The organism is Niallia sp. Kr1 (assembly GCF_050389805.1).
Classification (GTDB): domain Bacteria; phylum Bacillota; class Bacilli; order Bacillales; family Cytobacillaceae; genus Bacillus_BD.
This window is the reverse complement of sequence record NZ_CP130945.1, coordinates 2,529,303-2,542,132: the sequence shown is the minus strand read 5'-3', so window position 1 is coordinate 2,542,132 and position 12,830 is coordinate 2,529,303. Positions and strand designations below refer to the sequence as shown.

General features: G+C 37.6%; 9 protein-coding genes. 1 reads left to right on the top strand and 8 read right to left on the bottom strand.

All coding sequences use genetic code 11. The features are described 5' to 3' along the window. Positions 1-324 precede the first annotated feature (324 nt). From Q5760_RS12245 to Q5760_RS12230, 4 genes are all read right to left on the bottom strand, one after another. The gene (locus Q5760_RS12245; RefSeq protein ID WP_428912432.1) at positions 325-1,728 is read right to left on the bottom strand and encodes an IS110 family transposase; all 1,404 of its coding nucleotides are present in this window, start codon (positions 1,726-1,728) and stop codon (positions 325-327) included. 137 nt (positions 1,729-1,865) lie between these two features. Continuing rightward, the gene (locus Q5760_RS12240; protein ID WP_428912431.1) at positions 1,866-2,960 is read right to left on the bottom strand and encodes a GerAB/ArcD/ProY family transporter; all 1,095 of its coding nucleotides are present in this window, start codon (positions 2,958-2,960) and stop codon (positions 1,866-1,868) included. Between the two features lie 19 nt (positions 2,961-2,979). Then, the gene (locus Q5760_RS12235; protein ID WP_428912430.1) at positions 2,980-4,071 is read right to left on the bottom strand and encodes a Ger(x)C family spore germination protein; all 1,092 of its coding nucleotides are present in this window, start codon (positions 4,069-4,071) and stop codon (positions 2,980-2,982) included. A 24-nt stretch (positions 4,072-4,095) separates the two neighbouring features. Further along, positions 4,096-5,619 carry a spore germination protein gene (locus tag Q5760_RS12230; protein ID WP_428912429.1) on the bottom strand — a complete coding sequence of 508 codons (1,524 nt, stop codon included), beginning with the start codon at positions 5,617-5,619 and terminating at the stop codon, positions 4,096-4,098. Positions 5,620-5,859: 240 nt separating this feature from the next. Between Q5760_RS12230 and Q5760_RS12225 the strand changes: the two genes are divergently transcribed. Then, entirely contained in the window at positions 5,860-6,879 is a 1,020-nt protein-coding gene (locus Q5760_RS12225) for a DUF3231 family protein (protein ID WP_428912428.1), read from the top strand. A 62-nt stretch (positions 6,880-6,941) separates the two neighbouring features. Here Q5760_RS12225 and ald read toward each other — a convergent pair whose 3' ends face one another. From ald to gabT, 4 genes are all read right to left on the bottom strand, one after another. Further along, positions 6,942-8,072 carry an alanine dehydrogenase gene (gene ald, locus Q5760_RS12220; protein WP_428912427.1) on the bottom strand — a complete coding sequence of 377 codons (1,131 nt, stop codon included), beginning with the start codon at positions 8,070-8,072 and terminating at the stop codon, positions 6,942-6,944. Positions 8,073-8,315: 243 nt separating this feature from the next. After that, the gene (locus Q5760_RS12215; RefSeq protein WP_428912426.1) at positions 8,316-9,656 is read right to left on the bottom strand and encodes an aspartate aminotransferase family protein; all 1,341 of its coding nucleotides are present in this window, start codon (positions 9,654-9,656) and stop codon (positions 8,316-8,318) included. Between the two features lie 189 nt (positions 9,657-9,845). Further along, complete coding sequence (locus Q5760_RS12210; protein ID WP_428912564.1) at positions 9,846-11,261, bottom strand: NAD-dependent succinate-semialdehyde dehydrogenase; 1,416 nt, start codon at positions 11,259-11,261, stop codon at positions 9,846-9,848. Positions 11,262-11,295: 34 nt separating this feature from the next. Further along, on the bottom strand, positions 11,296-12,654 hold the full coding sequence (gene gabT / locus Q5760_RS12205; protein ID WP_428912425.1) for a 4-aminobutyrate--2-oxoglutarate transaminase: 1,359 nt from the start codon (positions 12,652-12,654) through the stop codon (positions 11,296-11,298). Positions 12,655-12,830: the final 176 nt, after the last annotated feature.

The window sequence follows — 12,830 nt, the reverse complement described above, 5'->3', positions numbered from 1 at the left end:
TCCACTTTCCATTTTTTGGAAGAAAGTTCAACTATCACAGAATTATTATAGAGCTCCTCTAGAACGTGAAAGGGATCTTGCGTTTTCACCCTGCAGAGGATACAACCTAGTAAATGTAAACTTAGATTTTCACGTATTATTCGTACTTGCAGGACAAGATCCATAACGCTGGCACACGAGGTCAAGAGCCTCAGGCACTAAGAACAATGTGATCTAACGTCCTAGAGGAGCTCCATTTTTTAAAAATCAATTTAATTAAGAGAATGGTCTAGTGACATTAACAAGTATAAATTGGCAAAAATACTTTGAAATAAACGACAAGGTCTATGCTATTTGTGCCGGTACTACAAATTTTTCATAAAATTTTTTTACGTTTGCGATATGCAGTTTCTTGTAAATTTGATCGTATAAAACGTAGTCTGGATTGTCTGTACGGTATAATGTTTGATGCTTAATCATAGAAAAGGCTAGACGAATCATTCGGTTTCCGAGAGCTATATACGCCTGACCTGTAAGTTTTCCACGGTCTTTTAGAGCTAGATATTTCTGTTTCATTTCGGGGTTATTTGCGGCTAAGGATTTTCCCACTTGATAAGTTATATTGCGGAAAGATCGCCTACCCTGCTTAGATATTGCATAATAAGAAGGCCTTTTTCCTCTGGATTGCTTAACAATAGGATTAGTTCCTGCCATTTTAATCAGTTGCCCCGCATGGTCAAAGTCAGAAATATCGCCCATTTCGGCATATAATTCAGCTCCAGTTACAACCCCAATTCCAGGAACACTTATGATTACAACTCCTTCAGTTTGAACAAATAAGTCTTCAATCTTTCTTTCTAATAATCGAATTTGTTTTTCCACTAAATCCAGTCGATCGAGACTTTGAATAAGCAAAAATTGTTCTGCCTCTACAAATTCCTTTGGTTGAGAGATTGATTGTTTTGCATAATTAACTAAACACTCAATTGACTGATCTCGTAATTTAAGATTTTTACGAATCGAAAGAGCCCGTAATCCCTCTTTTCCAAGGGAAAGAATGTCACTTGGATGTAGACAATGACGCATTAAATAGCGCGAAGACTTTCCCCAGAGATCTGATAACGGTTGTACATGTTCACGTTTTCCTTTTGTCCACACACTTTTCCCTTGAAACTCACGGAATATATGGTCCACATAAACGCGAATAAGATTCTTAGTAGCAGTTTGTTCTTGGACTAACTCACGGCGAGCACGTGTCAATTTTTGTAGTGTATGAACTCCTCCGCTAGGAAGCTCGTTTGACGTCCCACGCCCGTGAATGATTGACTGTAGTATGGCCATGAGATCTAGGTTATCGGTCTTTGACCAATTTAAAAGTGCTTCTCGTTCTCGAGCTGTGGTCGCTGCATTCAAAATGCGGACGTGATACCTCTCGGAAAAACAACTTCTTACTAGATCCTCGTAATAATGTCCTGTTGTTTCAATTCCCACAACTACCGCCTTCATGCCCATGCGCTCAACCTCAATTTGAATTTTCTTTTTAAGAATCTCAAATCCCGTTAGAGATGAGTCAAATTCAAATGGTTTTACTATTATGTCCCCATAAAATGTAGCTATCATAGCCTTGTGTGTGTATTTCGCTGCATCAATCGCCACTAGTAATAAATTTTCTGTACCTGTTTCCTTAATAAATTGTGCCCATCGACTTCCGTTTTTGCCCTGAATATGATTGAATAAGTTATACGCCATCATTTTCATCTCCTTGTGGTAGGGAATTGTAGTTTGGAAGTTCTGTGATAGGTACTTCCATTTTACTATGAAAATGGTGGCCTTTTTTATTGATTTGTTTATCTATTTACTATACTAGGCACCTTCCATTTTTTTCTCTATTTTTTTGCTAATTTTCCTTTTATTAATGCTATTATAAAAAGCAATGGTATGTAACCAAATAGTAAGATATGTCCAGTATGCATATAGATTTTACTCCATAGGAATGAAAATTGTAAATCGATTAGAAAGCTATTAATAAATAAGAAAATGCCTAGTAAGAAAATTAATAAATGAGTCGATTTTATTTTAGGGATTGTTAATTTGATCGAACGAATGGCGGACCATAAGTAGATGCAAGCCCCGGCAATAACGGATAAAAGCCAAGTAAAAATAAAGATGAACTCAAATCGTTCAATAAATGGAAACTGAATGATTTTAACCATGGTCAACGTTGGCCATGTTAAACGATTCAGTTTCCCCATCGTAAAAAACAAAAAAGTAAGAATCGCAATGCTTGTATACATAATTGTTGTAAAAAGCAATCCCAAATGCCCCCATTTAGGAGCCTTTTCACGATTTTTGATAAATGGAAAATAAATCAGTACATTTTCAAATCCTAAAAACAAAGGCACGGCTTCTCTTGCAGAGATAAGATGGTCCTTTACTCCGTGTAAAAAGATTGGCTGTAGATAGGATAGTTCTATATAATTAAAAAGGTATAAAAAGATAAGTAGAATTAAACTAGGTATAATGACGCCAAAGTATGCAATTGCCGCTATAATTCGAAAACCTCCTACAACAATGTAGAAAATAAGGATGATTAAAAGTATTGAGAATTCCCAGCTTAAAATTCCATCAAATACCCAAATCTGAAGAATATCGATATAGCTATAGATAGAAAAAAGACTCACGTTTAAAAAATAAATTGCCAAGATGATGTTTACTATCCCACCAAAAAACTTTCCAAAAACATCTCTGTGAAAAGAAAGGATATCTCCTCCACTTGATTGCTTCAAAATATAGAGCATCATGATAAAGATCACATGCATAACCAAACCTAACACTAAAACAGAGAGCCACGAGTTATGTCCTGCTCCCTTGATAATCTTAGTTTGAAAAGTTAACATGACAATCCCTGTTTGTGCGGCACTAATAAGAAAGAACAGAAAGTACGGTGATAACATTTTATTTTCTTTTACACTTGAATTCATCATAGACCATCCTAGAAAACTAGCCTTCAAGGCCAGAATGTATAATTTCTAAATTCACGTTGATATGAATTGGTAAGTCTGGATACTTTTTATAAAAGGATTCTGCCTCAAACGATTTATCCTTTGATCGCACGATATTTCCAATTCCAATTGGATCTACTCCATTTTCTTGAAAGTTAGTGATTAAATCCTCAAGCCCTGTTTTGATTTTTTGTGTAACAATTTTCCTCATTTCCTCTAAGTCTTTCGGATTTTCCACATCAAATTGATTTGGATATTGAAAGAGTGCCACTTCAAGTTTTAAATCACAATGTAATTCCTGATTTTTTTGATCCCAACCCCATTTCTTATTACTTCGGAAGGATCGAAAAACCATCACATCTCTTTTATTTTCCTGTTCATCAAAATTTACTTTATACGTGGCTTCTGTCTCACGATCTTTAAGAAATTTAAATAACACCGATTGTTCCGGATTTAATTGGAGTTTTAATTGATCATCTTTAAATACTCCCAGCCCTTCTACTTTGATTTTATCCTTTTCAATACCGAGAATAGGAACATAAGCATCCATTCCTTCACCGTAGAAATGATTTAAAAAAATATGAAGGTTCATTTTAGGAAGCATCTGACCTTGCATATTTTGTTGAATCCGTTCAGCAAGAGTAAAGGTTTTCTCTTTTTCAAATGTTTTCAACGTTTCCCTTGCAGATTGGGTCGTAACCACGATATGAGTATTTGTTCCAATCTGAGGGGTCATAATGAGTCGTTCTACCGTATCTCCAATGCCTGCTTTAGCAAAGTCTTTCCCAAATAAGATGACACGCATTTTAGCTATTTCTAATGGCATACTTGTATAGCTTGACATTTTTGATACAACTAAATTACTAGCCGGTGCTTGTTCTTCTAAATAACTAACCTTATCACCGGATTTGTTTTTCGTGTATTCAGGGTATAAAGCCGTTCCTACTAATTCCCCATTGCTGGCTTCATCGAATCCAAATAAATGAATAATACTAACTTTGTCGATAATTTTTGTTCTTGAGCAGCCGAAAAGAACAACTATGCAAAAAAATAAAATGAGTAACCCACGTTTTCTTTTCCATTTATTCATGTTGAGCCAGCCTTCTTCATATTATTATTCCGTATTAAGACCATCTTCTGGATCCTTTTTGGAGGACGGAGTATACCGTATAAAGCTTAATGGTCTTAAATACCAAGGACGCTTTTTATATTTGATAAAACCTGGTCTTACAAATGAAGGTGCAAGACCACCCTTTCGATAAGGATAAACGGGAAGTAGAAAGGGGACTCCTAATGATTTCAACCTTGCTAAATGTGCCGTTAAAAAGAGGATTCCTACATATATCCCGAAACCTCCCCAAATCGCGGCAAGCAGAATAAAAGGATAGCGCAATATCCGCACCGCATTCGACATTTTATAAATCGGTGTAGTAAAGGAAGACAGCGCTGCAAGCGCAACAATAATGAGTAAAATATTACTCGTTAAAGCCGCTTCAACCGTTGCTTGACCAATTACAATCGCTCCAACAATCCCCAAGGTTTGTCCAATTTTTGATGGTAGCCTGGCTCCTGCTTCTCGTAATAAGTCAATGGTCACTTCTAAAAACAACACCTCAATAACTGGTGGAAACGGTACATTTGCGCGAGAAAAGATAATCGGACCTAATAAATCCTTCGGGACTACTTCAAAATGATAAGTTAAGACTGCGACATAAAAAGAGGTAGCGAAAACAGAAAACAACATCCCAAAAATACGAATTAATTTAAAAAATGACGCAATGATCGATGGAAGGTAAAAATCCTCCGGGTTTGAAAAAAACTCCATTAATGTGGCTGGTCCAATGATCACATAGGAGGATTTATCACTTATGAGTAAGATCTGTCCTTGTAAAAGTCCCCCTACCGCACGATCCACTCGCTCTGTTGTGATAAAGGTAGGAAAAGGGGTACTGTCATTGTCCGAAATCAATTGTTCTAATTGTGTATTGTCAAAAGTGATATCGATATCAAGGTCCTTTAGCCGTTGTCTTGCTGTATGGATATATTCCGGATTGGTAACCCCCTCTAAGGATGCGATAACCACCTTTGTTTTTGATCTTGTCCCAATCATGATCTCCTCAAAAATCAAATCTGTTGTATTTAAATGGTCTCTAATTAAATGAAGATTCGTGGGTAGGTCCTCGATAAATCCCACTTTGGGACCAATCACACTAAATTCATTTTGCGTATCATTGACTTCACGCTGGCCCAACCTAGAATCACTTAACTCTAGAAGAGCGTATTCGTCCTTTTTGTCTTTAAAATAGATCGCAGCCGATCCATCGAGTAGTGCTTGTTCAATCTTAGTCGGGTCATTTATGATTTTGATATCACTAATCGGAACGATATTCTTTAGATCAGAAAGCTCTTTGACACGATCCCCCTTTTCTTTTATAAAAGGCAATACCGACTTTTGAAGGATGTTGGGATCAACCAATGATTTATAAAAACTCATGATTAAAAAATCACTATTTTGTAAAAGAGAAATGGTTGTAAAATCGCTTGATTTCTTAGCCTTATTAAAAACATCACTTCTCGTATTTTCTACCGTTTCATCATTTCTTCCGGGCTGTTGTTTCACTTTCTTTTTTCTAAACATTTCTTCACCTAACCCAGCTTTCAGAATCTTATCGTCATTTTAGTATTTAACAACAGAACTGGAATTATGTTGAAAATAATTTATTAGAAATTTATTGTTTTCATAGGTCTGTCCCTTTGTCGCTGTTCATGAAAGCTCTAAACGTTAATTCTGAGTAATGGATCATTTTATAAACATACATAAGATGGAAATAGAGTGGGAAAGTAAACTATACAATATTTTTCAAACGGGGGACTTTTTATGGATAACGAGAAGCAGATCAGGTTAACGGCAACGGAAATTTCCCAACTTTGGGCACAATTTTTAAACGATAGCGCAAGTGTGTGTATACTTACCTATTTCTTAGAAAAGGCTGAGGATGAAGAAATTAAGCCTGTTATCGAATATGCTCTAGAACTATCAGAAAAACATATAAAAAAACTAACTTCTATTTTCATCGAGGAAAAGAATGCTGTTCCTCATGGGTTTAAAATAGAAGAAGATGTTGATTTACATGCACCTCGGTTATTTTCCGACAATTACGTATTATCCTTTATCAACCAAATGTCAATGATTGGACTTACCACCTACTCAGCAAGTTTATCTGGTTCAAGTAGGTCTGACATAACAGATTTCTATATGGAATGTAACATTGAAACTATGGAATTATTTAAAATGTCAAAAGACTTACTTTTATCAAAAGGGCTTTATAATATGTCTCCTTATCTACCGAATTTAGAAAGGACCGATTATGTAAAGAAACAGCGTTTTGTATGGGATATTATTGGTGAAAAAAGACCATTATTAGCATCAGAAATATCCAACTTATTTTCAAACATTCAAAGAAATGCTTTAGGGGCAGCTACTTTAATGGGTTTTTGTCAGGTTGCTCAGGAGAAAAAAGTTAAGCAATTCTTTATGAGAGGAATCGAAATTGCTACTAAGCATATTAAACTATTCGGAAAAAAATTAGAAGACAGCTATCTCCCCGTTCCTACGAATTGGGCATCAGAAGTTACAAGTAGTAGCGTCTATTCTTTTTCGGATAAATTGATGATGTTTTTTACAACTGGTTTAATTGGATTAAGTATCGGATATTATGGAACAGCGATTGCTCAAAGTCCGAGAGTGGATATCGGTGTTATGTACAGCAGATTAATGGTAGAAATCCAGCTATATTCTGAGGATGGATCCAATATCATGATCAATAATAAATGGTTAGAACAGCCTCCTATGGCCTTGGACAGAGATGAGTTAGCCAAAGCGAATCTAAAGGATTAATTAAAAAAGGAATAGAGGGATCTATAAGTCCCTCTAAAAATGTTTTAGCTTATTTTAACCCTTTAAATCCCTGTTAGTTCTTTTTCAAAAACCTTTTCTGGTGAAACATAATCATACCCTAGGTCTTTTGCGACTGTTTCATAAGTTACATACCCACGTGCTGTATTTAACCCAGCTTTTAATGCAGGGTTTGCAGTAATCGCTTTTGTAACCCCTTTGTTAGCAAGTTGTAGGCCATATGGAACTGTTACATTTGTAAGAGCCATTGTGGAAGTTCTTGCAACCGCACCGGGCATATTAGCAACAGCGTAGTGAACTACATCATGTAGGATAAATGTTGGTTCATCATGAGTAGTTGGATAAGTTGTTGCTACTGACCCCCCTTGGTCAATCGCAGGGTCCACAATTACAGAACCTGGTTTCATGGATTTAACCATTTCTTCTGTTACTAGTTTAGGAGCTTTAGCACCAGGGATTAACACCGCACCAATAACTAGATCAGATTCTGCTACACATTTCGCAATGTTGTAAGGGTTAGACATTAACGTAGTGATTTGGAAACCGAAGATATCATCAAGTTGACGAAGACGATCGGCACTAATATCAAGTATGGTTACATCTGCACCCAGACCGATGGCCATTTTTGCTGCGTTTGTACCAACGTTACCACCACCAACAATCGTTACTTTCGCACGTTCAACTCCTGGTACACCTCCGAGAAGAATTCCTTTACCGCCATATGTTTTTTGTAAGTAGTGTGCCCCTACTTGCGTTGCCATACGTCCAGCTACTTCACTCATTGGAGCTAGTAACGGTAATGCACGTCCAACTTGAACCGTTTCATAGGCAACAGCGTTAACGCCTTTCTCAACTAAAGCTTTCGTTAATTCAGGTTCAGCTGCTAGATGTAAGTATGTGAAAAGAATTAATCCCTCACGAAAGTATTGATATTCGCTTTCAATGGGTTCTTTTACTTTCATAATCATATCAGCTTGTGCCCAAACTTCTGAAGACTCAGTAATAATTACGGCACCTGCTTCTTTATATTCCTCATCGGTAAAAGCACTTCCAAGACCTGCTCCAGTTTCTATTAAAACCTTGTGACCTGCTTGAACATATGAAACTACCCCTGCAGGTGTTAAAGCCACGCGATTTTCGTTATTTTTTATTTCTTTAGGGATTCCAATAATCATTGTAATACCTCCTATTAAATGTCTTTCTATGATTCTAGTATATATATTTATTATGCCTACTTCATTAGACATTCTGTCAAATACTTAGTAGAGAGTAAGCTACAATTTGGATATTTTGCAAGCATTTCATGGGCTTTTCCCTTTAAGATCATTCATTTCAATGGTCTAATTATGCATAACGTTTAAACAGGGACAAATTGTTATCCCTTTGTCCCTGCAAATTTCCCTTTTAACCAAACCCTTTTAAACGGAACGGATACTATCCTTCAACGTGTTGACGATGAAATGAAAGTCTTCCTCAGTAATGCTTAGAGGAGGAGCTAGTTGAAGGATATTATTATAACCTGCAACGGTGTCTCCATTCTTGCCTATAATTAGATTTCTCTGCTTACAAGCACTAATGATTTTATTGACAGATTCTACTTTTTCTGGTTTCTTCGTTTCTTTATCCTCAACCAACTCAATGCCAATTAAAAGCCCTTTACCTCGAACATCGCCCACAAATGGTAAATCTTTCAGTTCTTCCAATTCCTTTAGCATACGTTCACCCAAGACTCGAGAGCGATCAATTAACTTTTCTTCTTCAAAAATTTGAAGGTTTTTTAAAGCGAGGGCACAGGCGGCCGGACTTCCCCCGAATGTATTTACATGTCGAAAGCGGTCATATTGTGCGGTTCCACTATATGCTTCATAAACCTCTCTTTTTACTGCTGTAACTGATAGTGGTAGATAACCACTCGTAATTCCTTTCGCCATTGTAATAATATCTGGCTGTATATCATAATGCATGAAACCAAATGGTTTCCCTGTACGTCCAAATCCACAAATAACCTCATCACTTATCAAAAGCGCTCCATGCTTTTCACACACTTCTTTGACTTTTTTCATATAATTTTGCGGCGGCATCAAAATCCCACCACCTGTAATAATTGGTTCCATGATCATAGCTGCAACGGTTTCACTTAATTCCCACGTCATAACCCGATCGACTTCGTTCACACTTTCAAGGGTATACTCGTCCTCTGGATTACGGTATACATCAGGTGGATTTACATGGGTAAATCCAGTTGCAAGTGGTTCATATTTATATTTCCTTTCAGGCATACCTGTCGCTGCCAAAGCACCCATCGTATTGCCATGGTACGCCCGATAACGAGAAATAATTTTATATCGTCCATGTTCTCCTTTTTGCTGATGGTACTGTCGAGCAATTTTAAAGGCTGTTTCATTTGCCTCTGAACCACTATTGGAAAAGAAGAGTACATAATCATCCCCAAGCCATTCATTTAGCTTTTCTGCCAATTGAATCGCAGGGGTATGACTTTGAGTCATTGGAAAATAAGACATCTCAAGTAGCTGTTGATAAGCTGCATCTGCCAGCTCTTTTCTTCCATATCCAGCATTTACACACCAAAGACCAGACATCCCATCTAAATATCGATTGCCGTCAATGTCGGTTACCCATGCACCTTGCGCTTCTTTTATAATTAAATTACCTGCAACAGGAGCCGATCCTCTCATCGCATGCCATATATATTTCTCATCTTTTTTTTGTAAATCCTGTCCATTTTGGGTTACTTGCATATAAATACCCCCTCACTTTAATGGTTTCTTAAGAACTCACTGGTATCATCTTTTTCCGTGTCTAACATCCACTTTTTCCTTACCGTTAGCATGTAAGTCAGCGTAAAAAGAGTCTATTAGCCAAAAAACATGTAGAAGCCTATGGGGATCTGACTTCTACAATTGTTTTAAACTTAAAAACTACTTTTATTAAAAACCAATTGACACGTATTTCACTTCGAGATATTCATCCATGCCATAGTGACCACCTTCTCTACCTAACCCACTTTCTTTAATTCCCCCAAATGGAGCTTGGGCAACGGATGGAAGACCATCATTCAGGCCAATGATTCCATATTCTAGTTTTTCACTTATCCGAATCGCTTTGCCTAGGTTTTCAGTAAAAACATAGGCTGCTAATCCGTAATTGGTATGATTCGCTCGTTCAATGACTTCCTCCTCTGTTTTAAAAGTAGATACGGGGGCTAATGGTCCAAATGTTTCCTCAGACATACAAAGCATATCATCTGTAACATTACTGATAATCGTCGGTTCAAAATAATATCCATTGGAAATATCCGCTTTTTTCCCTCCGAGCAGGATCGTTCCACCCTTACCTACGGCATCTTCAATGTGCTCTTTTACCTTATCAATTGCATTTTGATCAATTAATGGTCCAACGTCTGTTCCCTCTTCTAAACCATTTGCCACTTTTAATTGTTTAACAGCTTCACTGAACTTCTCATTAAATTCAGCCTCAATCGACTCATGTACATAGATCCGGTTTGTACAAATACATGTTTGACCAGCATTTCTGAATTTAGAAGCAATAACGCCCTCTACTGCCTTGTTTAGGTCAGCATCCTCCATTACAATAAACGGTGCATGACCACCAAGTTCCAATGAAATCTTCTTTACCGTATCGGCTGCCCCTTTCATAAGGTGTTTGCCAACTTCCGTTGAACCAGTGAATGTAAGCTTACGTACGCGGCTATCTTGAAGCCATGCATCTCCGATCGCTTTAGAGTTTCCCGTAACGACATTTAACACACCTTTAGGAATTCCAGCTTCATGAGCAAGTTCAACAAGTCTAATAGCGGTTAAAGGGGTTTGTGTCGCTGGTTTCACAACAGCCGTACAGCCAACCGCAAGTGCTGGAGCTACTTTTCTCGTGATCATCGCAGCAGGAAAATTCCATGGAGTTATAGCGGCAATCACTCCAACCGGTTGTTTTTGCACAAGTAGTCGTTTATTCCGATGAGAGGATGGAATGGTTTCTCCATATACTCGTTTTCCCTCTTCTGCGTACCACGAAATGAAGCTATTTGCATAGTTTATTTCACCTAGTGCTTCTTTATATGGCTTTCCTTGTTCTTTTGTCATTGTAATCGCCAGTTCTTCTTTATTTTCCTCGATTAATTGAAACCATTTCATCAGCAATTGACTGCGTTCACCTGCAGTTTTAGCAGACCAGTCCTTATACGCAGCATAAGCTGCATCAACCGCTTTTATTGCTTCCGTTTTATTTCCATTAGGAACTTTTGCTATTACTTCATTGGTGGCAGGATTTGTCACCTCGATGAATTCGTTGTTTTCACTATTTACGCTCTCGCCATTAATCTGCATGAATTGTGTACTCATTTTATCTCTCCTATCCTCTTTATACTAAGCTTGTATCATTAGCTGTGATCATCGTTGCCTTGATGGATTCTTCTAAAATAGATAATCCTTCTTCCAACTGATCGTCTGGAATCACAATTGGCATTAAAAGTCGGATGACATTTCCGTATACCCCTGCACTCATCAGTAATAATCCTCGTTGATTCGCTTCCTTGATAATTTGGTTTGTTAATTCTTTTGCGGGTTCTTTTGTTTGGCGATCCTTTACAATTTCAATGGCACACATGGCACCAAGTCCTCTAGCATCGCCAATGCAGTCAAATTGATCTGATAACTGTTGAAACTTATCCATAACTGTTTTTCCGATTTCTTCAGCCCGCTTGTTCAATTCCTCTTCTTCAATAATATCTAAAACAGCCAATGCAGCTTGACATCCTAATGGGCTTCCACTATATGTACCACCAAGCTCTCCAGGATCAGCCCCATCCATGATTTCTTTTCGACCGATCACGCCACTAATCGGAACGCCAGCTCCCATTGATTTTGACACAGTAATTAAATCTGGAATCACGTCAAAGTGTTCAATAGCAAAATGTCGACCTGTACGGGCAAACCCTGTTTGAATTTCATCTGCTACAAACAAGATTCCATATTCTTTACAGAGTTCGTAGACTCCCAGTACAAAACGTTTTCCAGGAACAATGAATCCTCCCTCACCTTGTACCGGCTCCATGACGACTGCCGCGATGGTTTCTGGAGCAACGTCGCTGATGAAGAAATTTCGGAACTCCTCAAGTACATGATCTTCATACTGCTCTTCTGTTAACCCATTCGGGCGTCTGTACGTATATGGGTATGGGGCTCTGTATACTTCAGGAGCAAATGGACCAAATTCAAATTTATAAGGCTTCACTTTGCTTGTCATCGTCATGGTCATTAATGTTCTACCATGGAAACCTCTAGAAAAAGAGATAATTCCTTGCCTTTTTGTGTACTTACGAGCGATCTTTACTGCATTTTCCACCGCTTCAGCACCACTGTTTTGAAGAAGAACTTTCTTTTCATGACTTCCCGGAGCAAGCTGTGCAAGTCTTTCTGCCAACTCAATATAGGATTCATACATCATGACATTAAAGCCTGTATGAATAAATTGTTCAATTTGATCATGTAATGCTTGCTTGACTCTTGGATGACCATGCCCTACATTAATCACACCTATCGCACCCACAAAATCAATAAACGTATTTCCATCTACATCCGTAATTAGCGCTCCATCAGCACTTTCTGCAAAAGTGGGAACACCATTACTGACTCCCTTTGGCACAATATTTTTTCTTCTTTGTACCAACTCATTTGATTTTTGTCCTGGTAAATTTGTTTGAACGTTTGCATATCTCATGCTAATCTTCCTTTCTTCTGTGAAGTCATTATTTTAAAATCTTGAAACAAAGAGCAGGTTCCTACGTTTTGTTAGGAAAAGAAGGGAAATCAATAACAGCCCCATTTCTAGTCATTCACCTTTTAAGGTTCTGTATAAAATACAAGAACACCAGATGGACCATTTTACCCAAAAAC

Coding starts and splice junctions, on each gene's coding strand:
- Q5760_RS12245 (WP_428912432.1), bottom strand. CDS start 1,728: ATGGCGTATAACTTATTCAATCATATTCAGGGCAAAAACGGAAGTCGA.
- Q5760_RS12240 (WP_428912431.1), bottom strand. CDS start 2,960: ATGAATTCAAGTGTAAAAGAAAATAAAATGTTATCACCGTACTTTCTG.
- Q5760_RS12235 (WP_428912430.1), bottom strand. CDS start 4,071: ATGAATAAATGGAAAAGAAAACGTGGGTTACTCATTTTATTTTTTTGC.
- Q5760_RS12230 (WP_428912429.1), bottom strand. CDS start 5,619: ATGTTTAGAAAAAAGAAAGTGAAACAACAGCCCGGAAGAAATGATGAA.
- Q5760_RS12225 (WP_428912428.1), top strand. CDS start 5,860: ATGGATAACGAGAAGCAGATCAGGTTAACGGCAACGGAAATTTCCCAA.
- ald (WP_428912427.1), bottom strand. CDS start 8,072: ATGATTATTGGAATCCCTAAAGAAATAAAAAATAACGAAAATCGCGTG.
- Q5760_RS12215 (WP_428912426.1), bottom strand. CDS start 9,656: ATGCAAGTAACCCAAAATGGACAGGATTTACAAAAAAAAGATGAGAAA.
- Q5760_RS12210 (WP_428912564.1), bottom strand. CDS start 11,261: ATGCAGATTAATGGCGAGAGCGTAAATAGTGAAAACAACGAATTCATC.
- gabT (WP_428912425.1), bottom strand. CDS start 12,654: ATGAGATATGCAAACGTTCAAACAAATTTACCAGGACAAAAATCAAAT.